This window comes from Thermincola ferriacetica (assembly GCF_001263415.1).
Classification (GTDB): domain Bacteria; phylum Bacillota; class Thermincolia; order Thermincolales; family Thermincolaceae; genus Thermincola; species Thermincola ferriacetica.
The window spans coordinates 13,285-38,938 of record NZ_LGTE01000010.1 but is presented as its reverse complement, the minus strand read 5'-3'; the positions used below and the strand labels follow the sequence as shown (position 1 = coordinate 38,938).

Below are 25,654 nucleotides of genomic sequence, written 5' to 3'. Positions count from 1 at the left end.
AAAAGGCGACTGTTTTGACCTGTCACCTTTATTGTCTTTTGGTATTCTTAAAATCAAGCACTTTATTTATGAATAAGGTTGTATTTGTCATCAGGTCCAGTTCTTTTAAGTCTTTAACAGGCTTTCCGTCGGCTGTGGTCAACAACTTAACCACAGGCCGGATGGGAAAACTTCTATGCACCTGCGTTACTACAGCTGTCTCACCTGTATTTAATAACACAGTGGACCCGACAGGATAAATAGAAATATTTTCTACAAACAGGCGGACCAAATCGGAATCAAAATGGTTTCCGCTGGAAGCAATTATGACTTCTATGGCCTCATAAGGATAAACAGCATTTTTATAAACCCTGTCCGCCGTTAAAGCGTCATAAACGTCAGCAATAGAAACTATCTTGCTGTATTCGTGAATTTCGGCGCCTTTAAACTTATATGGATACCCTGCCCCGTTAATCCTTTCATGGTGCTGCAGGCATATTCTGGCAGAGTTGCTACTTAAGTCAGGGTGGTTATTAAGCAATTCATAGCCGTATATAGGATGTTTCTTGATTTCCTCAAACTCTTCGTTAGTGAGATTTGCCGGCTTCAGTAGAATCCTATCGGGAACTTTAGTTTTTCCAATATCATGTAAAAGAGCGCCAATACCCAATTCTCTAAGTCTTAGCCTGCTATAATTGAGTGCGATGCCAATGGAAATTGCCAAAACACACACGTTTACAGAATGGGCAAAGGTGTAATCATCAAGTATCCTGATATCAGAAAGCTTGCCGATTATATTTGCATTTTCAAGTAACTCATTGATAATTTCATCAACAACCTTTTTGGGCCTTGCCAAATTAATAACATTTCCCATTTTGACATCACGGAAAATGTTCTGCACAACCCGTTCGGCCCTCACCCTGGTTTCCCAATTTATTACATCCGGCACTTCATTAACCGGCGCCAACGACTCCGAACTGTCCGATAGGTTGTCTTCAATATAAATAATGGGAACGCCATATCTGGCCAGCATACCGATATTTTTTTCGGATAAGATAGCGCCTTTTTTTAAAAGCAAATGACCTGTCCTGCTCCGCACGTCTCTGCCCACAACCATATTAGGTTTGGCGTCAAATAGAGCAATCCGTTTCATGGCAGATCCTCCGGAAGCAGTGTAAAAGTAGACAAAAACTTACACGGTAATATATATTCTATATTCATTTCAAAAATCCCTTCTTAAAAAAAGAAAATTGCCAAAATTACTGATTCATTATACACATATTTGTATATTTATGTAGGATTTTGCCGGACCTGCCCAAAGGTTTTTCTGTGCACAGGACATGGCCCGTATTTTTTAAGAGCCTCCAGGTGAAAAGCGGTAGCATAACCTTTATGCTGGGCAAAGCCGTAATGCGGGTATAAAGCGTCCAGTTCCGTCATAATCCTATCCCTTGTTTCTTTAGCTAATATCGAAGCTGCGGCAATGGAACAACTCAAAGCGTCCCCGTGTACAATGGCTTTTTGTGGTATGGACACCCCCGGTATAGTTACTGCATCAACCAATAAATATTCCGGTTTCAAGGAAATTTTAGCCACCGCAATACGCATCGCCTTTAAAGCGGCCTGGTAAATGTTCATCTCGTCGATTTCCGTTTCACTGACTATACCAATGCCATAAGCAACGGCTCTTTCTTTGATTACTTCCTCCAATTCGCTTCTTTTCTCCGGTGACAGTTTTTTTGAATCATTCAGACCCTCAATTAGATCCCCCTGCTTTAGGATTACCGCAGCCGCTACAACTGGACCGGCCAAAGGCCCGCGCCCGGCTTCATCAATACCGGCAACCAATGTATACCCAGCAGCCCAAAGCTCCCTTTCATACTTAAGCAAAGCGTTAAGCCGCTCTTTTTCTTTTTCCATAGCTTCCAGACGTTTTTTACAGGTTAAATACAGATTTCTAACGCCAGTCCTGGAATCCTGCGCCATCAGTTCCAAAAAACCGGGCTGTATTTTCCGTATTTCTTTTACTTTTTCTTTTATCAGAGCCAGGCTCATTTTTGAAATATCCAAGAAACTCTCTCCCCAAAACTGTTGACATTTTTTAGTTTCTATATAAATATTTATTCTTTAACATTCGGGTAAACCCTGCAGAAAAAATAAGTTTTCTCTTTAGATAACAAATAATTGGCCAAAAAAAAAAAAAACGCAGCTATGTATATGCCGCGTTCCGTTAACTACCAGGCAAATCAAGGGTAAATCGTCCCAGTTTTCCCGCCCGGAATTCTGCCAGAATAACACGGGCAGCTTTTTCCATATCTACCTGTCCACCCGGTATCAGAAGTCCCCGGCGGGCACCTATATCGGCGAGAATTTCTACCGGTTTTTCACTTAAACTGTCTAGCTTATAGCGGGCTTTCAATTTTTCCGGATGCATGTCCTTTAAGTATTTGAGCAGTTTTAATACAACCTGCTCCACGTTTATTACTTCTTCTTTTATCGCACCCGTCACAGCCAGTTTAAACCCAACTTCCGGGTCGTCAAATTTCGGCCAGAGGATTCCTGGTGTATCCAACAATTCCATATCTCTGCCTACCCGGATCCACTGTTTTCCCCGTGTTACGCCAGGCCGGTCCCCTGTCCTGGTAGCTCCTTTCCCGGCAAGTTTGTTGATTAAGGACGACTTCCCAACATTCGGTATACCTAAAATCATTGCTCTTATAGGCCTTGGTTTGCGTCCTTTCGCGGCCAGCTTTTGCATAACGGGTTCGCCGGCTTTCTTTGTCAATGCTACAAGCTTCTCTACCCCCTGCCCGGTCGTAGAATTTATGGCCACAGCATTACATCCGTCTCTGGCAAAAACCTGGGTCCACCGTTCTGTAAGATTCTGGTCGGCCAGGTCAGCTTTATTGAGAGCTACAACCCGGGGTTTGCCCTGAATTATTTCCTGTAGGTCAGGGTTCCTACTGCTGGAAGGAATTCTGGCATCAACCAGTTCAATCACAATATCAACAACCTTTAGGTTTTCCCGGACCATTTTCTTGGCTTTCACCATATGACCGGGAAACCACTGAATCACCGTATCTAGTTCCATGGAATCACCTTAAGAGAATAAGCTTGATTCATTTTATCATTCCGGCACGGGCCAGGGGCCAATATATCAGCATAGCCTTCCCTACTATGTTTTCCCGCGGCAAAGTACCCCATACCCGACTATCTTCACTGTTATTCCTATTATCGCCCATCATAAAATAACTTCCTTCCGGTACTTTAACCGGTCCATAACTGCCGTAGCGCAGGCCTTTGGGCAGGTACGGCTGATCAACTTTTTTTCCGTTTATATAGAGAACACTGTCCCTTATTTCCACTGTTTCGCCGGGTAGGCCTATAACCCTCTTAATAAAATCCCTTTTTGGGTTCCTGGGATATTTAAAAACTATTATATCACCCCTGGCCGGTTCCTTAAAACGGTATAGAAATTTATTAACTATTATACGGTCGCCGGGCTGTAATGTCGGTTCCATCGAACCGGAAGGTATATAAAAGGGCTGAAACAGAAATACCCTGATCACGAAAGCCAGGATAACAGCTATCGCCACTGATTCCAGAATTTCGCCAAAGAAACTACCCTTTTTTTTCTGATCATGTTCCAAGGCGCCTTCCGCAAAACCGGTCTGTGCTAATGTGCCTTTGGCCGCTTCAATCTTTTCCGGTTCCACACCAATTTGTCCAATATCTTCTTTAAAACCGTTTTCCCGTTCCATGGTTACCTCCTTATAAAAGGCCGCACTATGACCTTAACCCATCATAAGCCTTTCTACAGAACTATGTTGGCGGAATAAATATATTAGCCGATTGTAGTTTTTCTAAAAAAAACAGATTTTAAAAGGGACTGCGTAACAGTCCCTTTCGCTACTACCGCTTTTCTTTAATCCTGGCAGCTTTCCCTCTAACTTGTCTAAGGTAGAATAGTTTAGCGCGACGTACTTTACCACGTCTGACTACCTCTATCTTTTCTATTCTCGGTGAATGAAGAGGAAATGTCCTTTCCACACCAACACCATATGAAACCCTTCTAACGGTAAAGGTTTCTCTCAAACCGCCACCACGCCGCTTAATAACAGTACCTTCAAAAACCTGAATCCTCTCTCGGTTACCTTCAACTACCTTGACGTATACCTTTACAGTATCACCAGGCCTAAAATCAGGAATATTGTCCTTCATTTGCTCCTGCTCAATAGTTTTTAATACGTCCATTCTATGTACCCCCTTCCCACATAGATGTTCGTGACCGTCTTTTACGGCAGAGGACCATCCGTCATACAAAGAAGCGCATTTTAAAACTGCGTTATGAGAAACTAACAAGAGATATTATAGCATAGCCATATGGAAAACACAAGGTTTAATATTAGTTATTCCCACCATGGTGTTCCTTTAAGCCTGTCCAGAATAATTGCTACTGCGCTGCGCACACTCAAATGGTTATATGGACCGGCGCCATATATAGGTTCAAGGATATAATCAGATTTCAGCATAGTTTCTTTTTCTATCCCCCAGCCCGTACCAAATAATAGCAGATAAGGATCACCCGTATCCAACAATTTCCTCATTTCCTTGTAAGAAATAGTATTGGGGTATATCCGGGCATCGGTAGTTATTAATTTGGGAACCTGCCCTTCAACTTTTTCAATTTCCTGCATGGCAGAGTCCAAAGTATCTATGAGTTTTACCCTTTGAAAGGCCTCTTTGCGGTCTGGGTTGTAACTCGCCCCGTACCCTTCCTGCCAGTAATTAAGGATGTCGCCAATCAAACGCCGCTGGGTTTCAAGAGGATGAATGACATAATACCTGGCTATATCATAAGTACAGGCTGTTCGGGCAATATCATGAATATCCAAATTGGTAATTGAGGTGGTAATAACGTTCATATTTTTGTTGTATACCGGATAATGAAGTAAACCGATATATAATTTTGGCGCACTACTCACTGTGGTCATCCCCTGTATTGGTAATCTTTTTAACCCGTTTATTATCTTCTGCCCCTATCTCTTCAGCCAAAAGCTTGCGCTGCTCGGGCGTTAAACGGTCTTCGGAAAGCAGATCCGGTCGCATCTGCAGAGTCTTTAGCAAAGACTGCTTTAGCCTCCAGGCTCTGATTTTTTCATGGTTCCCGCTCAATAAAATGTCAGGTACAGACATGCCCCTAAATTCACGGGGTCGCGTATAGTGCGGATACTCCAGTAGGTTATTGGAAAAGGATTCTTCCTTTGCTGATTCCTCGTCACCGAGAACACCGGGAATTAATCGCGCCACGGAATCAACTACCACCATGGCCGCCAACTCCCCGCCGGTAAGTATGTAATCACCGATAGATAATTCCATATCAATAAGTGATTTAATTCGTTCATCGACACCTTCGTAATGGCCGCAAATCAAAACAATATGGCCGTATTGCGAAAGCTTTCTGGCTATTTCCTGCTTGTACACTATCCCTTGGGGAGACAAGAGAATGACTTGGCTTCTCCCTTTTTCCGGCCTAAGGGATTCTACAGCTTTAAATATCGGTTCAGGTTTCATAACCATTCCGGCGCCACCGCCGAAGGGATAATCATCTACAATCCGGTGCTTGTCCTCAGCAAAATCCCTAATATTAGTAGTATGTATTTCAATTAATCCTTTCTCTACCGCCCGCTTTATAATGCTTGCTCCAAAAGGTCCCACAAACATTTCCGGAAAAAGGGTCAGTATATCAAACCTCATAGCAACCACCGAACTCGTGCATCTATTCTAACAGCCCTTCCATTGGGCAAATTATCATCTCTTTTTTTTCCGTATCTATACTTTTTACTATCTGCTTTAAAGCAGGTATTAAATAATGTTTACCGCTTTTACTGTCTCTGACTTCATAAACATCGTTAGCCCCCGTTTGAATTACATCAGTGACTTCGCCCAGATATCTACCTTCATTGGTGAATACATTTAAGCCGATAATATCAAAAATATAATAACTGCCTTCCGGTAATGAACGCAGTTCATCCTTGGTAATGCAAATTTCCCCGTTTTTTAGCAGTTCCGCTGCATTCATGTCTTTTATTTCCTCAAAACTTAGGACAACAAAATTTTTATGGTATCTTACCTGTTTGATGGTTAACTCCCTTGTTGACTCTCCTGAAGTAAAATATACCTTCTCTAGTTCTTCCATCCTCCTGGGATCATCGGTTAAAGGAAATACCTTCACTTCCCCCTTGTGCCCATGAGTATTTATAATCTTGCCGATAGCAATCAACTTTTTAGTTGCCTGTTCCATTACCGATAGTTCTCCTCCGTATTTCTATTATACGGTCATCACATACAACAACCTCTACGTTAAATATATCCTGCCAGTTATCGCCCACTTTTATTTCGGCAAGGGTATCCAATGTACCCTGGATAATCTCTGAACCAATAGCAAGTTTACCAATCTGCTTAATTTGTTCCGTCAGTTGTTCCCTGGCCTTGGTCCTTTTTTCCCTTTCGTCCTGAAAATGTTTTTTCGCAGCAGGAATGCCTGCAGGATTTTGTTTTTCTAATTCGGCCACCGTGCGTTTCAGTTGAAAATCGATATTCTGCAACTCCAAATCAATTTTTCTGATCGCATCCTGGATTTGCGCTGCCATAGTATTTTTGAATTTTTCCGTAACCTTCGCCTTTACTGTAACCTGACGCAAAATAGTCAAACTATCCAAAACAAGACCCCACCCAACACATAAGATAACAAAGAACAAAAGTTTCTATTGAAACCTCAAGGAAACTTTTGTTGATATCCGGAAATCATGCTTTGAGGTTATCCACAATTTTACCTCAAAGCATAATTTCCTAAATATTAAAAAATAGGAGTAAGGGGCTGAAACCAGCCCCTCCTTTGGGTTATATAATTTCAACCATAACCTTTTTGCCTTCTTTAGCAGCAGCAGCTTTGATAACTGTTCTGATAGCCTTAGCAATTCTACCTTGTTTGCCAATAACCTTACCCATATCTTCAGGGGCGACTTTCAATTCCAAAACGAGAGATTTATCTCCCTCAACTACATTAATTTGCACCTGATCCGGGTTATCCACAAGGGACCGTGCTAAGTAATCAAGTAATTCCTTCATGGTTGCACCCCCCGAAAAACCAAAGACAATTATTTATTAATTATTCCTACTTTGGTAAAAAGTGACCTGACAGTATCAGAAGGTTGTGCACCCTTGTTCAGCCATTCAACAGCCTTTTCTTTATTAACCTCTATAACAGCAGGGTCCTTCAAGGGATTGTAATAACCAATTTCCTCGATAAAGGCGCCGTCTCTCGGGGCCCTCTTATCGGCCACCACTATCCTGTAAAAAGGATTTTTCTTGGCGCCCATTCTGCGCAAGCGGATTCTGGTTGCCATGTTTTCACCTCCTTATATAATCTTACAATTTTTTCACATTATATACTTTATTTGAAAAATGGAAGCTTAAAGCCCCCACCTTTACGCTTCTTCAACATTTTTTCCATACCCATCATTTGTTTCATCATTTTCTTAGTTTGGTCAAACTGCTTAAGAAGTTTGTTTACATCGCTGACTTTGGTGCCGCTCCCCTTCGCAATCCTCTTTTTCCGGCTATCTTTGATGATGGAGGGGTTACGCCTTTCTTCCGGGGTCATTGATTGAATGATGGCTTCGATATGCAGCATTTCTTTTTCATCAACCTGCACATCTTTTAATTGTTTCAGATTTCCCATCCCCGGCAGCATACCCAAAATCTGGTCTAATGGTCCCATTTTACGTACCTGGCGCATCTGCTCCAAAAAATCCTCCAAGTTGTAATCCTGGGACTTAATTTTTTGCTGCAATTCACGAGCTTTATTGGCATCAAGGGTTGACTGGGCCTTTTCAATCAAGCTTAAAACGTCTCCCATACCCAAAATACGGGAAGCCATCCGATCAGGGAAAAAGGGCTCAAGGGCATCAAGTTTTTCGCCCATTCCGACAAATTTTATAGGTTTGCCCGTGACTGCTTTTACTGATAAAGCAGCACCGCCACGGGTATCACCATCGAGCTTGGTAATAATGACTCCGTCAATACCAAGCTGTTCATCAAAGGTCTTGGCCACATTTACAGCATCCTGGCCGGTGGTGGCATCCATGACAAACAATATTTCGTGCGGTTTGACGCTTTCCTTGATGTTTTTCAGTTCCTCCATCAACTCTTCGTTGATATGCAGCCGTCCGGCAGTGTCGATAAGCACCATGTCATTCCCATAAGATTTGGCATGTTCAACGGCAGCTTTGGCAATATCAACAGGGTTGGTTTTATCTCCCAGACTAAAAACAGGAATATTCAATTGTTCGCCCAATACTTTCAACTGCTTGATTGCAGCAGGCCGGTATACATCCGCTGCCACAAGCAAAGGGCGCCTTCCCTGTTTCCGCAATTGATTCCCCAATTTCCCTACGGTTGTCGTTTTCCCGGCTCCTTGCAGGCCCACCAACATAACCACCGTGGGCGGCTTGGAAGAAATCGTAATTTTACTTTGGGTACCTCCCATCAATTCAGTTAATTCATCATTGACAATTTTAATAACCTGCTGACCAGGGGTTAGGCTTCCTAAAACCTCAGCCCCGATAGCCCGTTCCTTGACTTTTTTTACAAAATCTTTTACAACCTTATAGTTGACATCGGCCTCCAGGAGGGCTACCCTGACCTCCCGCATGGCTTCGTCAACATCTTTTTCATCCAGTTTTCCCTTACCTTTAAGTTTTTTGAAGGTATTTTGCAGCCGTTCAGCCAAGCTTTCGAATATCATATTTAGACCTCCCTATAAATTCGGGTCTTTACTCTGTTGGATATTTATGTTTATTTTCATCAATTAGTCGATTCATATACTAGCGGGTTTCCATTTCGACAACTTCAGCCAATAATTTTAAAGCCCGGTCCAATTCATCGTTTTTATGGTTTCTTTTTAATTCCGCGATAATTTTTGCTACCTGGTTAAGTTTTTCCCGTTCTTTATTAAACTTTTTCACTAACCCCAATTTGTTTTCGTATTCCTCAAGGATTTTTTCGCCCCGCTTTATTATGTCGTAAACCGCCTGCCGACTTACGGAATGTTCTTCCGCTATTTCACCAAGCGACAAATCATTATTATAGTACATTTCCATGTATGCAAATTGTTTATCCGTCAACAGTGGGCCATAAAAATCCAGGAGCAGTGAAATCCAACCGAGTTTGTCCAACCTCTTTCACCCTCTTATGTGTCAAGGGATTTTCCTTTACACATACTTGATTTTATAACAGGCTATATTAATTGTCAAGTAATCTTTAATTTTTTTTATCTACCCGCCGGACCGGCAATCCGGGCCATAATGTTAACATAAATTTAACAATGAATTAACAGGAAATCAACAATTCTAGAAGAACAATAATTATTCGTGTAATTTTAACAATCTTTTCAGACTATTGTCTAAAATTTAAGTTTACGGGGGAAGGAATATGTTTAAAATGTTCAGGTCCGAGGATGATAAGTTTTTTAGACTTTTCGAAGAATCCGCAGACATCTTACATGAAGGCGCTCTGCTTTTAAAGGATATGATGTCCAGGCATGAAGCTATGGAAGAACGGCTCGACGAACTCGTAGCCGTTGAGCAAAAGGGTGATAAAGTGACCGAACAAATTATAGACAAGCTGAACCAAACTTTTATAACCCCTTTCGACCGGGAAGACATCTATAGTTTGGCCAGGGAACTGGACGAAATATTAGATTCCATCTGCAGTACCGTGGAAAAAATGGTTATTTATGAAACCGGAATTCCTATCCAGAAATTTAGAGAAATGGTCGACATTTTCGTTGATGCTACCGATAAAGTTAAACAATCAGTTTACTACCTGAAAAACACCAAAAATAATACCGTCCAAATAATGGACCTGTGCTATGAGATTAAAAAACTGGAAACGGCAGGAGACAAAATATACAGGTTCGGAGTAGCCGATTTGTTTAAAAAGGCCGATGATGCTATTTTGGTTATCAAGTGGAAAGAAGTTTTCGAACAACTGGAAACAGCCCTTGACCGATGTGAAAAGGTGGCCAAACTGATACGCGGGGTAGTGGTGAAATATGCTTGATCTTTTAATCATCCTCGTAATTATTCTTGCCCTGGTTTTTGATTTTATTAACGGTTTTCACGATACAGCTAATGCCATAGCCACTTCCGTATCTACTAGAGTACTGACGCCCGCCAAAGCAATTATAATGGCTGCAGTCCTTAATTTTGTGGGAGCGCTTGCGAGTACGGAAGTGGCTCATACCATCGGCAACGGAATTGTGGACCCAAAGCTTATTAATAATGAAATCCTCATAGCCGGTCTAGCCGGCTCCATTATATGGAACCTCTTCACCTGGTATTACGGGCTACCCAGCAGTTCTTCCCACGCTCTAATCGGCGGCCTGGCAGGAGCGGCAGTGGCAAGTCGGGGGTTTGCCGTTCTTAATGTCAGAGGCTTAATAGAAAAGATCTTTATCCCCCTTATAACCTCTCCAATCATAGGTTTTCTTATTGCCTATTTGGTCATGAAATTTATTTTTATTCTTGTCGGCAACTGGTCCCATAGAAACGTTAACAAATACTTTTCCAAACTACAGATCTTATCCGCCGCATTTATGGCCTTTAGTCATGGTTCCAATGATGCCCAGAAATCAATGGGCATTATTACGGCGGCATTATTATCCGCCGGTCTCATCCCCGAGTTTAAAGTGCCGACTTTAGTCGTTGTTGCTTGCGCTACGGCAATGGCGTTAGGTACGTCTCTGGGCGGCTGGCGTATAATTAAAACCATGGGTTCCCGAATCATTCGCCTTGAACCTGTACACGGTTTTGCCGCTGAGTCATCGGCAGCGCTGGTAATCATAGCTGCTTCTTTATTAGGAAAGCCTGTCAGCACTACCCACGTTATATCGGCATCCATCATGGGTGTAGGCTCTACCCAACGACTGTCGGCGGTAAGATGGTTCGTGGCGAAAAATATTGTTAATGCCTGGATCCTTACGGCTCCACTCTCTGCCATCGTAGCAGCAATAGCATTTTTTATAATTAACTTTTTCCGGTAAAGCTCAAGACGCGCACCATAAAAAAGAGGCTTTTTCAGCCTCTTTTTTATGTACTCAGATTCACAATCCCAGTCAATTAAAAAGAACCAAATTTTTTCAGGTTTCTTTTGCGAAGGTAATCAATTTCTCTATCAATATCATCGTCTAAGTCCATAATTCTAACCAGCAGTTTTGCGCTTTCGGGACCTTTCTTGCTTTTCCATTCGTCAATTAAGTGGTTCCTCTCTAAGCGCAAGGATGCTAACCTACGCCCCGCCATTCACCTTCACCTCCTTACTCAAATGTGAAAATCTTCACTAACTTGTTTTATATATTATTTTATTCGACAGGTTTAAACAAATTCCTTCTTTTTTAAAAACTTTTTTATTTTTTTTGAAAAATCTTAATACATTGAAAAACAACGACAGTTGCAATTTTATCATAACTCGTTTTAAATTTCAACTAAAAATTCCTTCACTTCTTGACGGTTAATCTTTTTTCATTCTATCCGATCAATCTTTCCGCACAGCGTTGAGCCTGCCGAAGAACTTCCTTTTCGTCACAACACGTCATTTCCCGTCCTCTCATAACGATACTCCCGTTAATTATTACGGTATCAACATCAGAGGACTGGGCAGCATAAACAATATGGGCAAAATAGTCGTGTTTCGGGTATAAATGAGCTTTCTCCGTATTAATTAAAATCATATCCGCCTTATAACCCGGTGCAATTTTGCCCACTTGGTCCCCAAGGCCAACTACCTGAGCTGAACCGGTTGTGGCCATTTCCAGGGCTTTATATGAAGGTATCGTAGTGGGGTCCATTTTATTAACTTTGTGCAGCAAAGCAGCAGATCTCATTTCTTCCAGCATATCCAGGTTATTGTTACTGGCCGCTCCGTCGGTTCCCAATCCCACGGCAACCCCGGCAGCAAGCATTTCGGGAACAGGAGCAATGCCCGAGGCCAATTTCATATTGCTTTCCGGGTTATGAGCGACACCGACCTTTTTAGCTTGAAGAATTTTTATATCTTCCGGGCTGACGTGCACACAGTGGGCAGCAAGTACCGGATACTCAAACAGTCCCAAGTCGTTTAAATGCGCTACCGGTGATTTCCCGTACATTTTCCTGATGTCATTGTTTTCCTGCAATGTTTCAGATAGATGAATATGTATACCGACCTTATATTTTTCCGCCAGGGCCATCACCTTTTCCAGGTAATCGGGCGGGCATGTATATGGTGCGTGAGGCCCAAGCATCACAGTTATTCTACCATCGGCGCCCTCCTGCCACTTTTCTATCAGCGCTTCGCTCTCTACAAGCGCCTGGAGACCGGTAGGAGCAACACCTATCATTCCTCTTGACAGGCAGGCTCTTATCCCCGTTTCTTCTACCGCCCTGGCCACATCTTCCATAAAGAAATACATATCGGCAAAAGTTGTGGTACCTGACTTAATCATCTCTAAAATACAGAGTTTTGTTCCCCAGTATACATCTTCTGCCGTTAGTTTTTCTTCCAAAGGCCAGATACGCTCTTGCAGCCACTGCATCAAGGGCAGATCGTCGGCATAACTCCGGAGCAAAGTCATAGCCGCATGAGTATGCGCATTGATAAAACCAGGTAGCAAAAGCATACCGGCTCCGTCAATTTCCTCGGCTGCAGCCCATCCTGCTTCCAGCCCTTCAGCCGCCCCGACATACTTTATCGTGTGCCCTTCAATAACTACTACAGCATCCCTGAGCACAAGGCCTTCTTCGGTCATTGGCAATACATCAACGTTTTTGATGATTTTTTTCATCGGAATCCCTCCATAATCCTGGCTTATCCAGTCACTTTAACGTGCACGCAAAGTGCGTGTGTAATATAGAATTTTGCACGCATGTTCCAGCGAAGTTGTCCACTGGTAAGCTTCCTCCAGCGTTTTCCCTCCTGCAAAAGTGCCATGCCCTTTCACCACCACAATTTTGTTTTCCCGAAGCAAAAGCGGAAGCTTTTCGGCAACCTCAGCCGAACCTATTGTTTCCCGGACGGTTAGCACCGGCACTTTCTTTAAGTAGTATTTACCTTCAGCATCAATGGGTTCAATTTCATCTTCCACCAAGGACAAAGCCGTGGCAAAAATGGGGTGGGCATGGACTAACGCCTGGGCCGAAGTATGCAGGTACACTGCCCTGTGCACCCCGATTTCCCGGGATACAAGGTTATGCTCGGGACCATCTTTCAGCAGGTCGGTTTCAATAAGGTCCTTCTCTGTCAGGTGGCCCAGCATGGAACCCCGCCTGGTAATAATTATCTTTTTTCCCGCTCTAACACTAAGGTTGCCGCTATGCGAATTATTTAAACCGGCGGCAAAAAGGCCGCCGCCTACCAATTGAAATTCCTTCAGCAGCACCGTTCACCCTCCCAAACAGCATTATTCACCGTGTTTCCACCCATACAGGTATTTTTCCTGTTCGGGAGTCAATTTATCAATACTGGTATCCATAGAATTCAGTTTAATCTCTGCTACTTTTTTGTCTATTTCCTCAGGTACCCTGTAAACCTTTTTCTCCAGTTTTTTACCTTCTTCCAGAATATATTTCGCGGAAAGGGCCTGTAGGGCAAAAGACATATCCATGATTTCCGCCGGGTGCCCGTCACCGGCAGCCAGGTTAACAAGCCTGCCTTCAGCCAACAGGTATATTTTTCTGCCATCAGGCATTTCGAACTCCTCAATATTTTGCCGGACCACCCGCTTCCCTTTGGCGCCTTCCAACAATTCGGGCTTGTTTATTTCCACATCAAAATGCCCGGCATTAGCCAGCAAAGCGCCGTTTTTCATGACTTTATAATGCCTGCCCCTGATTACATCTTTGCACCCGGTAACGGTAATGAAAACATCTCCGTATTTAGCGGCCTCATCCATGGGCAAAACGGTAAATCCGTCCATATGGGCTTCAATGGCCTTGATCGGATCAATTTCCGTAACAATTACTTTAGCGCCAAGGCCTTTGGCCTTCATAGCGATACCTTTGCCGCACCAACCATAACCGGCTACAACTACGGTCTTGCCTGCCACAATCAGGTTAGTTGTGCGCATAATACCTGTCCAAACCGACTCGCCCGTTCCGTAACGGTTATCAAACAGGTACTTACAGTAAGCATCGTTGACTGCGATCATGGGGAATTTCAGCAGCCCTTCCTTCTCCATGGCCCGCAGGCGGAGTACCCCCGTTGTCGTCTCTTCGCAGCCACCGATAATCTTGGGCAGTAAATGCGTCTTCTCACTGTGCAGCATGTTCACCAAATCGCCGCCATCGTCAATGACGATATCGGGTTCTGTATCAAGAACTTTGCCCAGGTGGTCGAAATATTCCTCTGTCGTCGCATTGTACCAGGCAAAAACCTTCAGCCCGTCTTCTACCAGAGCTGCCGCCACATCATCCTGAGTAGATAACGGGTTGCTGCCGGTGATGACTACGTCAGCGCCGCCGGCTTTCAGTACCTTCCCTAAGTAAGCGGTTTTAGCCTCCAGATGGATACTGACAGCAATTCTTTTTCCGGCAAAAGGTTTCGTTTTTTCAAATTCCTTCCGAATTTCGTTCAGTACAGGCATATGTTCTTTTACCCAGTCTATTTTCAGGTGACCGCTGGGCGCCAGTTTAATGTCCCTAACCAAATAATCCATTTTCATCTATTCCTCCTCGCCGGTAAACAGTTTTTTTAGACCTTCCACAAAGGGCGGCCTGATAATGCCCTTATCAGTGATAATACCCGTTATTAATTCATGCGGTGTCACGTCGAAGGCCGGATTAAAAACCTTCACTCCCTGGGGGGCGACGCCTTGCCCATAAAGAGAGATAACCTCCTCATGCCCTCTTTCCTCTATCGGTATCAGGTCACCGTTGACTAACGTCAGGTCAACGGTCGAACCGGGAGCAGCCACATAAAAAGGTACACGATTGGCCTTTGCCAGTACTGCTACGGTATAGGTACCAATCTTGTTAGCTACATCGCCGTTGGCAGCAATTCGGTCCGCTCCCACCACAACCAGATCAATCATACCCTTACGCATGAGGTAGCCCGCCATGTTATCGGTGATCAGTGTCACAGGTATATTATCCTGCATTAATTCCCATGCCGTAAGCCGGGCACCCTGCAACAAAGGCCTGGTTTCATCGGCATAGACATGAATATCTTTTCCTGCTGCATGGGCCGCCCGAATAACTCCCAAAGCCGTCCCATAACCAGCTGTAGCCAGCGCCCCTGCATTGCAATGTGTCAAAATATTTGCTTTTGCCGGGACAACTTCATTTCCGTAATGGCCTATTCTTTTGTTCATCTCTATATCTTCCCGGTAAATGGCCAGCGCTTCCTGAACAATACCTTCCTTCAGGTCTGCCCCGCTTTGAACAAGCTCCCTGGTTTTCGCCAGCATCCGCTCAATAGCCCAAAATAGATTGACCGCCGTGGGCCTGGTTGCCGCCAAATGCCGCCCTACTTCCTCCATGCGGGCCAGAAATTTCTGCCTATCGGCGTCATCTTCCTTTAAAGCCGCCAGAGCCATGCCAAAAGCGGCGCTGGCCCCGATAGCCGGCGCTCCTCTAACCTGCATGGTCTTAATGGCACGGGCCACATCCTCCGCAGTAAAACACTTGACATAAACAACTTCGTGGGGGAGCTTGGTCTGGTCCAGTAATTCCAGCCTATCTTCGTACCAGCACATTGTTTCCATAGCATACACCTCTGCTAACTGTTAACTGACTACGGGTCCTGCTCCACTTTATTTGCCCAAAGTGCCCAATTCGCCTAGGGCGTTTTGGCAAAGACAGTTCCTTTTGTGCGGCACCCTTTTTACAAAAGCCAATATCAACTTCCTAAACCTCTCGGAACTTTCCCGCATGGCTACCAATACTTCAGCATGGGTCAGGGGCTCCCTGGCAATACCGGCGGCATAATTTGTGACCACCGCCACCGTGGCATAACAAATTTCGGCTTCCCTGGCCAGTACCACTTCGGGTACACCCGTCATACCCACCAGGTCTCCTCCTAACTGCCTGTACATCCGGATTTCGGCGGGCGTTTCAAACCTGGGTCCTTCAGTACATACATAGGTGCCGCCCTGGATGACAGGAATATCCTCACTGCAGGCAGCTTCATAGATAGTATTACGCAGCTCCGCGCAATAAGGTTCCGTCATATCTATATGAACCACGCCTTTCTGGCCGTCTTCGTAAAAAGTTTGGGGCCGGCTTTTCGTGAAATCCATAAACTGGTCGCAAAGGACGAAACTGCCCGGTCCCATCTCCGGGTTTAAAGAACCCACGGCGGCAGTGGCCAGAATCCTTTCTACCCCAAGGTTCTTCAAAGCCATAATGTTGCCCCGGTAATTAACCCGATGGGGGGGCAGGGCATGTCCTTTGCCATGCCGGTTCATAAACACTATATCCTCCCCGCAGCACTGGCCGGTAATCACATCTATCTCACCGTATTCCGTAACCACTTTATGTTCCTTTAAACCGTTCAACATACTTGGGTCATAAATACCTGTTCCACCTATTATCGCAAGCCTGGGCATAAAAACCTCCTACCGCCTATTTTTCGAATAATGCCTCAACAAATTCACCAGGTTTAAAAGGCCTGAGGTCTTCTATCTGTTCACCGACGCCTATCAGTTTAACTGGGACATCCAATTCCTTTTTAATACCTATGATAACGCCGCCTTTGGCGGTGCCGTCGAGTTTAGTCAATACTATGCCGGTAACCCCTACGGCTTCGCCGAATAGTTTTGCCTGGCTGATGGCATTCTGTCCGGTGGTAGCATCCAAAACCAGCAGCACTTCATGGGGAGCGTCGGGCATTTCACGGTTAATAACACGGTATACCTTTTTCAATTCTTCCATCAGGTTTGACTTCGTATGCAACCTGCCCGCTGTATCAATAATCAATACATCTATATTCCTAGCCCGGGCAGCCTGAATAGCATCAAAAACTACCGCTGCCGGGTCAGCATTTTCTTTATGCTTAATTATATCGCAGCCGACCCTGTTGCTCCATATTTCTAATTGGTCAATAGCGGCAGCCCTGAAAGTATCACCGGCCGCCAGCAATACTTTCCTGCCGCCGACCTTGATCTGGTACGCCAGTTTGCCGATAGTGGTTGTTTTGCCGACACCGTTTACCCCCACTACCATAATAACATTGGGCTTACCTTTTTCCAATTCCAAGCGGCTTTCGTCATCCATAAGTACTTCAGTTATGATTTCCTGCAAGATATTTTTTAGTTCGGCAGCGTCTTCCACCTTGCGCTCCTTGACCCTTCTGCGCAGCTCTTCAACCAGTTCCAGGGCGGTATTAATTCCCACATCGCTCTGGATGAGCGCTTCTTCCAACTCTTCATACAGTTCTTCGTCGATTTTTTTCCGGGCGGTAACCAGAGATTCGATTTTTTCTACAAAACCCTCGCGGGTTTTAGTCAGCTTTTCTTTTAGTTTTGAAAAAAAACCCACTGCTATGAAAACCTCCCAAAAACCAAATTTAGGTTAAGGTAATTACCTTAACCTAAATATTTTAACATATCTAGCCCCTTATCTCAATTGGTTTGCACAAATTGGTATATTCCTGGGCCACACCGAATTTACGATTCCGGATGTCCGCCTCTTCCTGCGGAGTCCGCGCCGCAAAGAAACACTGGCCCAACTCTTCATCTTCATCTGCCAGTTCAAAAACTCGGTTGGTCACTTCAATAACCGTGGCCCCCAGAATTTTTCCGTCATTATCGTGACCAACAGCGATTATGGGCCTACCCCAGAAGCCCGGACCGGCATTTGCATCCCCTATATGCATGACACCGGTTCCACCGGGATGGGTATGCACGATTACTGCATTTTCCGGCACTTCGTGGGCATAAATCTGCCGTAAAGACTTACCGGTTATATCCACACAACTGGAAGCCAAAATGCGAGACGGAACATACCCTATACCTCCTACAACGATATCTCCTTTCGGTTCCACATGCCCCTTTTCGTTTACAACGGCGATAGTAGCCACTTCACGTCCCTGGCCTACAGCCATGGACCTGGACACCAACTTTTCCGCCAGACTTTTATCCATGGATTTTACTTCCGGCCTCGGCAACCGCCAGTCGTTCTGAAGGATTTCTTCCTTTTTTATTTCCGGCTGTTCGGATATGTCCAAAACTTCGAGCGGCCCAGATATTTCAAGATACTTGAGACTCATGACGGCTGAATTCCTGAGTATTTCTTTTTCCTCTTCCATAGTCTTAGCTGCCAGGATATGAATATCTATTTCTTCCGATTCCGTAGCCATATCAAAATATTCAGGCTTGGGATATATAATACCGACACCGGCTAAAGCCTTGCGTTTGACGCCAACAGCAATCATCGGTCGGTCATAGACATCTACTCCACCCACATCAGTAATAATTCCTGTCTTGCCTGGGCGAGTCATCAAAATAACAGCATTCTCAGGCATTTGCACCAATCCCTCAATCAGCGACTTCCCCGACATGTCGGTTATGGTATCCAATTGCCTACGAATAGGTAAACCGGACAAGCCCCCGTCAATCAAGGGAGTTATCCGGTCTATAATGCCATCGGCGTTAACCAGGCCGATGCAACCGACGTTTCTGCCTTGGCTGATTTCTACTGTTCTTTTAAAAAGCCTCTCCACAATATATCTTGCCACACCTTTAACCTGCATTCTTTAACCCCCTAAGTAAAATATAAGCGTTCCGCTACCGGAACACTTATATTGTTTCCTTACCTAAAACAGGGTATGCAGGCTAACTTACCTTGCTTATGGCGTCGGCCAGTTTCATGGAGACCATTTTGGAAACGCCCGTATCGTCAATGGTGACTCCATATAAAACATCGGCTGCTTCCATAGTTCCTTTCCTGTGGGTCACAACAATAAACTGGGTTTGCTTGGAAAACTTGCGCAGGAAGGCGGCATAACGGTCAACATTAGCTTCATCAAGGGAAGCTTCTATTTCGTCCAGGACACAAAAAGGACTCGGTTTGACCATGAGTACGGCAAATAAAAGTGAAATAGCGGTTAAGGCCCGTTCACCGCCGGATAATAATGATAAATGCTGCGGTTTTTTGCCGGGCGGTTGAGCAATTATCTCCACTCCTGTTTCCAGGATATTTTCTTTGTCGGTCATCTGAAGTTCGGCATGTCCGCCGCCAAAAAGCTCGGTAAAAACTCGCCGGAAATTTTCGTTGATTTCTTCGTAAGCTTTGCAGAAACGCTTGCTCATTATCTGGTCCATTTCTGAAATAACTTTATACAAAGAAACTCTGGCTTCCTCAAGATCGGCATACTGGGCTTTCAGAAAATTATATCTCTCGCTAACTTTCTCAAATTCTTCGATGGCAGCAAGGTTAACTGCTCCCAAGTCCGCAATGAGAGACTTCAGTTCCTTAATCCGGGCCTGAGCTTCCCGTTTGCTGCTGATTTCCGTTTTTTGCAGCAAAGCTTCCTCATAAGTTAACCCGAATTCTTCCAGGAGTTTACTTTGCTCATTTTCCATTTCCGCCTCCAGCCTGGTTTTCTTAACTTCCAGGCTGTGAATCTGATTTTGTAAACTGGCAAATTGCCTGTTCGCATTTTTGGCGGAGGTCTCTTTAAGTTCAATCTGGCCGGCCAAATGGTCCCTGTGGTTTTTTAATGCGCTAACGCGCTCTTCCATGCCCATTTTTTCTTCGACTAAAGTAGTAATCAGTTTTTCTAGTTTGCTGTTTTCAACTGCAATATTGCCTTCTTGCCGACCAATAAAATCGATTTCTTCCGATTTCACCCTGATTTGCCCGGCCAATTCATCAATCTCCTGGCGCACCCTGTCAAGAGTTTGCCGACAACTTATTTCTTCCTGCCTCAACCTGGCCAGTTCAATTTTTTTAGCGGTAACTTTACCGGTGACCTCGTTTCTGTGGACTTCCAGCGAAGCAAAGTCCTGCTGACTCTCGGCCACCCTTTTGTTCAATTCATCATGCCGGATTTTCAACTGTTGGATTTTTCCGGTAATTTCTCCGTTCTGGGTTAAAACCTCCTTCAGCCGTTCGTCTAACTGGGCTGCTTCCATTTCATAAACCTCCAAACTCTGCTCCAGTTTAGACTTTTGAATCTTGACCTGTTCCATTTCAGCCTTTAAGCCGGCGATTCTCAGTTGGCCCACCTGTTGGCTTTCCTTAATGCTTTCCAATTCTCCGGTCAGCTTTTCCTTCTCTTTCTGCAAAGCAGCTTCCTTATCCTGTACCGCTTTAACCTGTACCTGCAGGACAGCAATAGCAACCGCCAGTTCTTCGATTTCCCGCTTTCGTCCCAGGAGGTTGCTGCGGCTCTTGTTGTAGCTGCCGCCTGTTAAGGACCCCCCCGGGTTAACCACGTCTCCGTCCAAAGTAACCACTTTAAAGCTAAACTCATTATCTTTAGCTATTTGCAAAGCTGTATCAATGTCTTCGGCTACTATGATATTTCCCAAAAGGCTTTTTACTGCCGGTTCATATTCCCGATCAAAGGTAACCAACTCGGCAGCTATCCCAACACATCCTTTAGCCTTCAAAATCTTGTCCGAGCTGCGCAGTTCTTTGGCCTTGACCGTATTAAGCGGTAAAAAAGTAGCCCGCCCGGCATTGCATTTCTTTAAAAAGTCAATGGCGGCTTTAGCATCCTTGTCGGTTCTGGTCACAATAAACTGCAAAGCGCCGCCCAATGCTACCTCTACCGCAATTTCATATTTCTTCGGGACGTTTAAGAGTTCAGCCACTACGCCGCAGATACCGGCCAACTTCTTTTGTTTACCGGCTTTTAAAATTTCCCGGACGCCTTTGTGATAGCCCTCATAATCCTGCTCCATCTCTTCCAGGGCTTTTAATTTAGAAGCCAGTTTTTGTTTTTCTTCCGTTAAATTATTGAATTCGCGAGTAACATCCTGAATTTTAACCCTATTTTCATTGATTTTGGCAGCAATATCTTTTATTTTTGTTTCGGCAGAAGAGAGTTCATCTTCCGTTTCCCGGATGCTAATATTTAAACTTTCCAAAGTTGCCAATATCTGTTGCCGGTCTGCGGAGACATCCTTTATCAGGGTTACGAGCTGTTCCCTGCGTTTTTGCAGGGATTTTTCCTCTGCCTCCAAGGCATGGAGCCGGTTGTTCAAAGCAGCAGTTTCATTTAGAGTATCGATTATTTCTCCCTTGGCCTGCTCTATATCGTCGATTTTACTCCGGTTATCGGCTTCCAGTTCCCTCAACTGGGCCTCCAGTTCGGCCAGTTCGGTCTCCATAGTCCTAATGTTGTGGACCAGTTTCTCGTAGCCTTCCATTTCTCCTCTGGATTGCTCCCGAATGGCCGCCTGTTTGCCCGATAATTCATTAATTTCTGCCTGCAACCGCTCCTGTCGCTCTTTAAGGTTTTTGTTCCGTTCTCCGTTTATCCTGATATCAGCTTCCAGCTTTTCTATGGCACTGCTTTTCTCAAAAATATCCTGCTGCAAATTATTAATATTTTCGTTGGTCAGGTGTAGGTCGTGTTTAAGTTCTTCGATTTCGGAGTCTGTTTTACGCACCTCTGTCTCCAGGGCAATAATATCCTGACGCAGCTTTGCTTCCTCACCCGTCAGGGTCTCTAAACGATCTTTCTGGTCGGTTAACTGATGAACGGCAAGATTTATTTCCAGCTTGTCCAGTTCTTCTTTATAGCCAATGTATGTTTTTGCCCTGGTGGCTTGCTCCTCCAGCGGGCCTACCTGGTTTTCCAACTCTGCTATGATGTCGTTAATCCGGACCATGTTTTGCTCGGTATCTTCCAGTTTGCGGACAGCCTGGAGCTTACGGTTCTTATATTTTACTATGCCGGCAGCCTCTTCAATAATCAAACGCCGGTCTTCTGATTTGGAACTTAATATCTCGTCTATTTTTCCTTGCCCGATAATGGAATAACCTTCCTTGCCAATACCGGTATCCATAAACAGTTCATGAATATCTTTCAGCCGGCAGGGTGTCTTGTTAATAAAAAATTCGCTCTCCCCGGATCTGAACACACGGCGAGTAACAGTAACTTCGCTGTATTCAACCGGGAATATCCCTGTAGAATTGTCTAAAGTCAGGGTAACCTCAGCCATACCGACAGGTTTTCTTTTATCGCTGCCGGAAAAAATGACGTCTTCCATCTTGGCTCCCCGTAGGATTTTTGCGCTCTGTTCGCCCAAAACCCAGCGAATGGCATCAGATATGTTACTTTTACCACTGCCATTTGGGCCGACAACGGCAGTAATTCCAGGGTTAAAATACAGTTCAGTCTTATCAGCCAGCGACTTAAACCCTTGGATTTCCAAACGTTTTAAATACAACTGGGTTTCTCCTCCTTAAGTCGGCTTCAATAAACCATATTAATTTTACCATACCAACCTGAAAAAGAAAACGGGCGCTGTATTTAACAAAAATCTGCCTCAACCCTGTTCCTGCCCATCTGCTTGGCCCTGTACAAGCATTCATCAGCCTTTGCCAGTAACTCATCAATACTTTGTACACCGCTGTGGAAACATGCCACGCCACAACTGACCGTAACATTTATTTTATAAACCTCTCCATCGTTGCCTATGATTTCAAAGCAAGTCTTCTGAACAGCATCTCTGATCAGCTCCGCAAATTCAACAGCCAGGTCACGGGTGACAGATGGGAGGACAACTACAAATTCCTCTCCCCCGTACCGGGCAGCTACGTCAATCTCCCGTATTTTTGCTTTTATTATAGCGGCGATTTTCTCAAGGACGCTGTCTCCGGCCAAGTGACCGTACCGGTCGTTAATTTCTTTAAAATTATCCAAATCAATCATTATGACACTAAGGCTATCCCCGGCATCCCTGGCCCTGATGAACTCCTCCTCTACAGTAGCCTGTAGAAATTTCCGGTTATAAGTCCTGGTCAGGAAATCAATGCTCGCAGAATGATGCTGTTTTTTTTCAGAAAAAGCCAGGTATGAACTGGTAAGGCCTATGAGCCACAGGTAGATCAGCCTTATCTCCAAAACATTCCATTCATAGCCCTGGGGATATGTGAGAATTACCGCTATCAGATAAGAAATACTGGCTAAAATCAGGCAGTATAGAGCCGGTCTGAACCCGAATAGCATGCCGGCCTGTAACACCAGTAAATAATAAACGTTAAAATTCTCGCTGCCTACTCCGCCTCTGGCAGTTACCATTATACTGATGATTATAGCATCCAGCAGGTGTACAACTACCCACAGACGCATAGAAAGCTTCCAGCGAAAATATGTGGCAGCAGTCAAAAAAACATTGACTGCAATAAATGTAATTAATGCATAAAAATCCAGGCCCTGCGGCCAAAGCCGACTGATGTGGTAAAGTACAGGAGAAAATAAAACCAGTACCCACCTCATTATGATTACAAAAATATGATTATCCCTATAATAATTCCACTGCCTCATTTTTCACCACCCGCTCCAAAATAGATTTCTACATTTTTTACCAATTACCTTTATGAATTACGGTTTTTCAAAGTAACATTTTTCAAATTTTTCAAGTAAATTATTAAACCCAAAAGGAATTGGCCAATTTTTCGCGAATAGAAATATAAAAACTAATAAATTGTTTCTGGTGCCCGATATGGGAGAATAGGGAATTAGGTTAAAATCCTAAGCGGTCCCGCCACTGTAATTGGGGAATGGCCTTACAATTGTGCCACTCGGTTTTTCCGGGGAAGGCGTAAGGCCCGTGATGATCCATAAGCCAGGAGACCTGCCAGAAACTGTCGGTATTTTGCCCGCGGAGGCAAAAATGCAGCTTGGATGATGGTAAAGTCCAGAGCCTAGATGGTTCTGGATTTTTGTTTTTAAAGTATTGAATTAATTTTTCAAATTTACAAGGAGGTATGTTTTATGGAACTCTACCAATCCACCCTGGAGCAAATCACAGATCTGAACAGGGAAACCATGCAGGCGGCCTGGGATCGCATTGATTCCCTGGCTACACCGACAAGGGCCCTGGGCCAGCTAAATAATATAGCTGCTCAGTTGGCAGGTATCATGGGCACTCCTACTCCTAAAATCCACAAGAAATGCGTCATCATAATGGGTGGCGACCATGGGATAGTGGATGAAGGGGTCAGCGCTTACCCGCAGGAAATCACCGTCGCTATGATGATGGTATTCACCAAGGGCGGAGCGGGTATCAACTGCCTGTCCAATCATGTCGGTTCCGATGTAATTGTAGTGGATATTGGGGTTAAAGGGGACACCTCTGTATTCCCCGGCGTTATCCAGAGAAAAATCAGGCCGGGAACAGCCAACATGGCTATTGGTCCGGCCATGACCAGAGAGGAAGCCATTGCAGCCATTGAGGTAGGAATTGAAATGGCCAATCAGCAGATTGACGCCGGTTATGACCTGCTGGCTACGGGAGATATGGGTATAGGTAATACAACCCCCAGCAGCGCCTTGCTGGCTGCTTTCACAGGTTTGTCTCCGGCAGAGGTAGCGGGCCGTGGAACGGGTGTCGATGATGAAGGATTGAAAAAGAAAATAAATGCCATTGCCAAATCTTTAGAGGTAAATAAGCCCAATCCCAATGACCCCGTTGATGTGCTGTCCAAAGTAGGGGGCCTGGAAATAGCGGGCTTGACCGGTGTAATACTTGGCGCGGCAGCAAAAAAACGGCCGGTAATAATTGACGGCTTTATTTCCTCTGCCGCAGCGCTGGTAGCTGCAAAAATTTCTCCCCTTTCTGTCAAGTATATGATAGGTTCTCATTGTTCCGCCGAACAGGCCCATCATATTATGCTGGAAACTATCGGCCTAATGCCCGTCCTGAATTTGGAAATGCGCCTGGGCGAAGGAACAGGGGCTGCTCTTACCATGCCTATAGTTGAAGCGGCCACCAAAATTCTCACCGATATGTTTACTTTTCAAGACCTAGGTGTTCCGTGCTAATTTAGTCGCCGGTGACGAGCCACTTTAGCAGTGCAGCAACTGTTGCTCCGCAATTGTAAGGACCGCTGTAATAACACGAGCCGCTGTAACGGTGTCATCCGTGACTCGTGGCCGGGTTTCCGGCGTCCGTGCCGGAAACAGCGATTTCAAGCCCTCACTGTCGTTAACACTGTCTATCCGCCCTCCACCAAATCGCAACTTATTGTTTTACCTCCATAGCGGTATCTTCTGTTTTCCTTAAAACGATAGTTGTTTCACCATACAAGGCCGAACGGCAACACGGAAGGGGGGCGGGGTTCTCAGGCTACCGTTAAGGAGCGAGTGCGCCCGCAAAACCGTAGCCAGGCAGGCAGGGGGTTCCCGCATGTTCGAGGATGGCGAAGGCCGCCGGGAAGTCCGGCACTCAAGTTAAGTTGAGTAGCCGGACGGGAGGCGGCCTGGCTTTTGAGAAATGCAACATGAGCCATCGAGTTCGGGAACGCTGCCTGCCTGGCCAGGTTTTGCAGCACTAAGCTCCTTGGTAGCGGAGAACCCAGCCCCCCTTCCGTGGTTAAAGAAGGGCGTAGCCTCGGAGCAACGGTTGTTTCACCGGCACAGCGGCTTCCCTCAACTTCAAAGCAACTCTATATCATAT

27 protein-coding genes and 1 riboswitch are annotated in these 25,654 nt (G+C 44.9%); of the genes, 3 read left to right on the top strand and 24 right to left on the bottom strand.

The window, feature by feature from the left end; translation table 11 throughout:
- Nucleotides 1-28: 28 nt before the first annotated feature.
- The 13 genes from Tfer_RS07975 to Tfer_RS07915 form a co-directional block, all read right to left on the bottom strand.
- Nucleotides 29-1,132, bottom strand: a complete 1,104-nt coding sequence (locus Tfer_RS07975; RefSeq protein ID WP_052217887.1) for an HD-GYP domain-containing protein — start codon at nucleotides 1,130-1,132, stop codon at nucleotides 29-31.
- Between the two features lie 137 nt (nucleotides 1,133-1,269).
- Nucleotides 1,270-2,034, bottom strand: a complete 765-nt coding sequence (locus Tfer_RS07970) for a ribonuclease HII (RefSeq protein WP_052217977.1) — start codon at nucleotides 2,032-2,034, stop codon at nucleotides 1,270-1,272.
- 175 nt (nucleotides 2,035-2,209) lie between these two features.
- Nucleotides 2,210-3,070: a ribosome biogenesis GTPase YlqF gene (gene ylqF / locus Tfer_RS07965; RefSeq protein ID WP_052217885.1), complete on the bottom strand. Its 861-nt coding sequence runs from the start codon at nucleotides 3,068-3,070 to the stop codon at nucleotides 2,210-2,212.
- Nucleotides 3,071-3,098: 28 nt separating this feature from the next.
- Nucleotides 3,099-3,740 (bottom strand): signal peptidase I, encoded by a 642-nt coding sequence (lepB, locus tag Tfer_RS07960; protein WP_083436850.1) that lies wholly within the window; start codon nucleotides 3,738-3,740, stop codon nucleotides 3,099-3,101.
- Nucleotides 3,741-3,891: 151 nt separating this feature from the next.
- Entirely contained in the window at nucleotides 3,892-4,233 is a 342-nt protein-coding gene (gene rplS / locus Tfer_RS07955) for a 50S ribosomal protein L19 (RefSeq protein ID WP_013120893.1), read from the bottom strand.
- Between the two features lie 155 nt (nucleotides 4,234-4,388).
- Complete coding sequence (locus Tfer_RS07950) at nucleotides 4,389-4,973, bottom strand: RNA methyltransferase (protein ID WP_052217883.1); 585 nt, start codon at nucleotides 4,971-4,973, stop codon at nucleotides 4,389-4,391.
- Nucleotides 4,957-5,736: a tRNA (guanosine(37)-N1)-methyltransferase TrmD gene (trmD, locus tag Tfer_RS07945; RefSeq protein WP_052217882.1), complete on the bottom strand. Its 780-nt coding sequence runs from the start codon at nucleotides 5,734-5,736 to the stop codon at nucleotides 4,957-4,959. The genes Tfer_RS07950 and trmD overlap by 17 nt, the downstream gene beginning before the upstream one ends.
- Before the next feature lie 22 nt (nucleotides 5,737-5,758).
- Nucleotides 5,759-6,283: a ribosome maturation factor RimM gene (gene rimM, locus Tfer_RS07940; protein ID WP_052217880.1), complete on the bottom strand. Its 525-nt coding sequence runs from the start codon at nucleotides 6,281-6,283 to the stop codon at nucleotides 5,759-5,761.
- Complete coding sequence (locus Tfer_RS07935; RefSeq protein WP_242843565.1) at nucleotides 6,267-6,701, bottom strand: YlqD family protein; 435 nt, start codon at nucleotides 6,699-6,701, stop codon at nucleotides 6,267-6,269. The genes rimM and Tfer_RS07935 overlap by 17 nt, the downstream gene beginning before the upstream one ends.
- Before the next feature lie 181 nt (nucleotides 6,702-6,882).
- A complete protein-coding gene (locus tag Tfer_RS07930) occupies nucleotides 6,883-7,110 on the bottom strand; it encodes a KH domain-containing protein (protein WP_013120898.1) in 228 nt (75 codons plus the stop codon).
- Nucleotides 7,111-7,139: 29 nt separating this feature from the next.
- On the bottom strand, nucleotides 7,140-7,388 hold the full coding sequence (gene rpsP, locus Tfer_RS07925) for a 30S ribosomal protein S16 (RefSeq protein WP_013120899.1): 249 nt from the start codon (nucleotides 7,386-7,388) through the stop codon (nucleotides 7,140-7,142).
- 47 nt (nucleotides 7,389-7,435) lie between these two features.
- Complete coding sequence (ffh, locus tag Tfer_RS07920) at nucleotides 7,436-8,785, bottom strand: signal recognition particle protein (protein ID WP_486679324.1); 1,350 nt, start codon at nucleotides 8,783-8,785, stop codon at nucleotides 7,436-7,438.
- Between the two features lie 82 nt (nucleotides 8,786-8,867).
- Entirely contained in the window at nucleotides 8,868-9,218 is a 351-nt protein-coding gene (locus tag Tfer_RS07915) for a putative DNA-binding protein (protein WP_013120901.1), read from the bottom strand.
- 256 nt (nucleotides 9,219-9,474) lie between these two features.
- On the opposite strand from Tfer_RS07915, the gene Tfer_RS07910 reads away from it, so the two are divergent.
- Together Tfer_RS07910 and Tfer_RS07905 are read left to right on the top strand one after the other, a co-directional pair.
- Complete coding sequence (locus Tfer_RS07910) at nucleotides 9,475-10,104, top strand: DUF47 domain-containing protein (protein WP_052217876.1); 630 nt, start codon at nucleotides 9,475-9,477, stop codon at nucleotides 10,102-10,104.
- Nucleotides 10,097-11,086 carry an inorganic phosphate transporter gene (locus tag Tfer_RS07905; RefSeq protein WP_052217874.1) on the top strand — a complete coding sequence of 330 codons (990 nt, stop codon included), beginning with the start codon at nucleotides 10,097-10,099 and terminating at the stop codon, nucleotides 11,084-11,086. The genes Tfer_RS07910 and Tfer_RS07905 overlap by 8 nt, the downstream gene beginning before the upstream one ends.
- 76 nt (nucleotides 11,087-11,162) lie before the next feature.
- Here the strand turns inward: Tfer_RS07905 and Tfer_RS07900 are convergent, their stop codons facing one another.
- The 10 genes from Tfer_RS07900 to Tfer_RS07855 form a co-directional block, all read right to left on the bottom strand.
- Nucleotides 11,163-11,345 (bottom strand): hypothetical protein, encoded by a 183-nt coding sequence (locus Tfer_RS07900; RefSeq protein ID WP_013120904.1) that lies wholly within the window; start codon nucleotides 11,343-11,345, stop codon nucleotides 11,163-11,165.
- A gap of 224 nt (nucleotides 11,346-11,569) precedes the next feature.
- A complete protein-coding gene (locus Tfer_RS07895; protein ID WP_052217873.1) occupies nucleotides 11,570-12,865 on the bottom strand; it encodes an amidohydrolase in 1,296 nt (431 codons plus the stop codon).
- Between the two features lie 36 nt (nucleotides 12,866-12,901).
- The gene (locus tag Tfer_RS07890; RefSeq protein WP_052217871.1) at nucleotides 12,902-13,459 is read right to left on the bottom strand and encodes an aldolase; all 558 of its coding nucleotides are present in this window, start codon (nucleotides 13,457-13,459) and stop codon (nucleotides 12,902-12,904) included.
- Between the two features lie 21 nt (nucleotides 13,460-13,480).
- Nucleotides 13,481-14,740, bottom strand: coding sequence for an adenosylhomocysteinase (locus Tfer_RS07885; protein ID WP_083436849.1), 1,260 nt, complete (start codon nucleotides 14,738-14,740; stop codon nucleotides 13,481-13,483).
- A complete protein-coding gene (gene mtnA / locus Tfer_RS07880; protein WP_052217869.1) occupies nucleotides 14,741-15,781 on the bottom strand; it encodes an S-methyl-5-thioribose-1-phosphate isomerase in 1,041 nt (346 codons plus the stop codon).
- Nucleotides 15,782-15,829: 48 nt separating this feature from the next.
- On the bottom strand, nucleotides 15,830-16,624 hold the full coding sequence (gene mtnP, locus Tfer_RS07875; RefSeq protein ID WP_052217867.1) for an S-methyl-5'-thioadenosine phosphorylase: 795 nt from the start codon (nucleotides 16,622-16,624) through the stop codon (nucleotides 15,830-15,832).
- Nucleotides 16,625-16,640: 16 nt separating this feature from the next.
- Nucleotides 16,641-17,555, bottom strand: coding sequence for a signal recognition particle-docking protein FtsY (gene ftsY, locus Tfer_RS07870; RefSeq protein WP_052217865.1), 915 nt, complete (start codon nucleotides 17,553-17,555; stop codon nucleotides 16,641-16,643).
- Between the two features lie 70 nt (nucleotides 17,556-17,625).
- The gene (locus Tfer_RS07865) at nucleotides 17,626-18,768 is read right to left on the bottom strand and encodes a hypothetical protein (protein WP_052217863.1); all 1,143 of its coding nucleotides are present in this window, start codon (nucleotides 18,766-18,768) and stop codon (nucleotides 17,626-17,628) included.
- An 82-nt stretch (nucleotides 18,769-18,850) separates the two neighbouring features.
- Nucleotides 18,851-22,420: a chromosome segregation protein SMC gene (gene smc, locus Tfer_RS07860; RefSeq protein WP_052217860.1), complete on the bottom strand. Its 3,570-nt coding sequence runs from the start codon at nucleotides 22,418-22,420 to the stop codon at nucleotides 18,851-18,853.
- A gap of 83 nt (nucleotides 22,421-22,503) precedes the next feature.
- Nucleotides 22,504-23,325 carry a GGDEF domain-containing protein gene (locus Tfer_RS07855; RefSeq protein WP_160315541.1) on the bottom strand — a complete coding sequence of 274 codons (822 nt, stop codon included), beginning with the start codon at nucleotides 23,323-23,325 and terminating at the stop codon, nucleotides 22,504-22,506.
- 345 nt (nucleotides 23,326-23,670) lie between these two features.
- A riboswitch (cobalamin riboswitch) is annotated at nucleotides 23,671-23,852 on the top strand.
- Between the two features lie 118 nt (nucleotides 23,853-23,970).
- Here Tfer_RS07855 and cobT point away from each other — a divergent pair.
- Nucleotides 23,971-25,020, top strand: coding sequence for a nicotinate-nucleotide--dimethylbenzimidazole phosphoribosyltransferase (gene cobT / locus Tfer_RS07850; RefSeq protein WP_052217856.1), 1,050 nt, complete (start codon nucleotides 23,971-23,973; stop codon nucleotides 25,018-25,020).
- 24 nt (nucleotides 25,021-25,044) lie between these two features.
- Here cobT and Tfer_RS16535 read toward each other — a convergent pair whose 3' ends face one another.
- On the bottom strand, nucleotides 25,045-25,218 hold the full coding sequence (locus Tfer_RS16535; RefSeq protein ID WP_160315540.1) for a hypothetical protein: 174 nt from the start codon (nucleotides 25,216-25,218) through the stop codon (nucleotides 25,045-25,047).
- Between the last annotated feature and the right edge of the window lie 436 nt (nucleotides 25,219-25,654).

What these genes read in the sequence shown, in the direction of transcription:
- Tfer_RS07885 (WP_083436849.1), bottom strand. Translation starts at nt 14,740, where the DNA reads ATGAAAATGGATTATTTGGTTAGGGACATTAAACTGGCGCCCAGCGGT.
- lepB (WP_083436850.1), bottom strand. Translation starts at nt 3,740, where the DNA reads ATGGAACGGGAAAACGGTTTTAAAGAAGATATTGGACAAATTGGTGTG.
- Tfer_RS07970 (WP_052217977.1), bottom strand. Translation starts at nt 2,034, where the DNA reads ATGAGCCTGGCTCTGATAAAAGAAAAAGTAAAAGAAATACGGAAAATA.
- Tfer_RS07975 (WP_052217887.1), bottom strand. Translation starts at nt 1,132, where the DNA reads ATGAAACGGATTGCTCTATTTGACGCCAAACCTAATATGGTTGTGGGC.
- mtnA (WP_052217869.1), bottom strand. Translation starts at nt 15,781, where the DNA reads ATGGAAACAATGTGCTGGTACGAAGATAGGCTGGAATTACTGGACCAG.
- rplS (WP_013120893.1), bottom strand. Translation starts at nt 4,233, where the DNA reads ATGGACGTATTAAAAACTATTGAGCAGGAGCAAATGAAGGACAATATT.
- Tfer_RS07865 (WP_052217863.1), bottom strand. Translation starts at nt 18,768, where the DNA reads ATGCAGGTTAAAGGTGTGGCAAGATATATTGTGGAGAGGCTTTTTAAA.
- Tfer_RS07950 (WP_052217883.1), bottom strand. Translation starts at nt 4,973, where the DNA reads ATGACCACAGTGAGTAGTGCGCCAAAATTATATATCGGTTTACTTCAT.
- trmD (WP_052217882.1), bottom strand. Translation starts at nt 5,736, where the DNA reads ATGAGGTTTGATATACTGACCCTTTTTCCGGAAATGTTTGTGGGACCT.
- Tfer_RS07930 (WP_013120898.1), bottom strand. Translation starts at nt 7,110, where the DNA reads ATGAAGGAATTACTTGATTACTTAGCACGGTCCCTTGTGGATAACCCG.
- Tfer_RS07895 (WP_052217873.1), bottom strand. Translation starts at nt 12,865, where the DNA reads ATGAAAAAAATCATCAAAAACGTTGATGTATTGCCAATGACCGAAGAA.
- Tfer_RS07900 (WP_013120904.1), bottom strand. Translation starts at nt 11,345, where the DNA reads ATGGCGGGGCGTAGGTTAGCATCCTTGCGCTTAGAGAGGAACCACTTA.
- rimM (WP_052217880.1), bottom strand. Translation starts at nt 6,283, where the DNA reads ATGGAACAGGCAACTAAAAAGTTGATTGCTATCGGCAAGATTATAAAT.
- rpsP (WP_013120899.1), bottom strand. Translation starts at nt 7,388, where the DNA reads ATGGCAACCAGAATCCGCTTGCGCAGAATGGGCGCCAAGAAAAATCCT.
- Tfer_RS07905 (WP_052217874.1), top strand. Translation starts at nt 10,097, where the DNA reads ATGCTTGATCTTTTAATCATCCTCGTAATTATTCTTGCCCTGGTTTTT.
- Tfer_RS07855 (WP_160315541.1), bottom strand. Translation starts at nt 23,325, where the DNA reads ATGCGTCTGTGGGTAGTTGTACACCTGCTGGATGCTATAATCATCAGT.
- cobT (WP_052217856.1), top strand. Translation starts at nt 23,971, where the DNA reads ATGGAACTCTACCAATCCACCCTGGAGCAAATCACAGATCTGAACAGG.
- ylqF (WP_052217885.1), bottom strand. Translation starts at nt 3,070, where the DNA reads ATGGAACTAGATACGGTGATTCAGTGGTTTCCCGGTCATATGGTGAAA.
- Tfer_RS07910 (WP_052217876.1), top strand. Translation starts at nt 9,475, where the DNA reads ATGTTTAAAATGTTCAGGTCCGAGGATGATAAGTTTTTTAGACTTTTC.
- mtnP (WP_052217867.1), bottom strand. Translation starts at nt 16,624, where the DNA reads ATGCCCAGGCTTGCGATAATAGGTGGAACAGGTATTTATGACCCAAGT.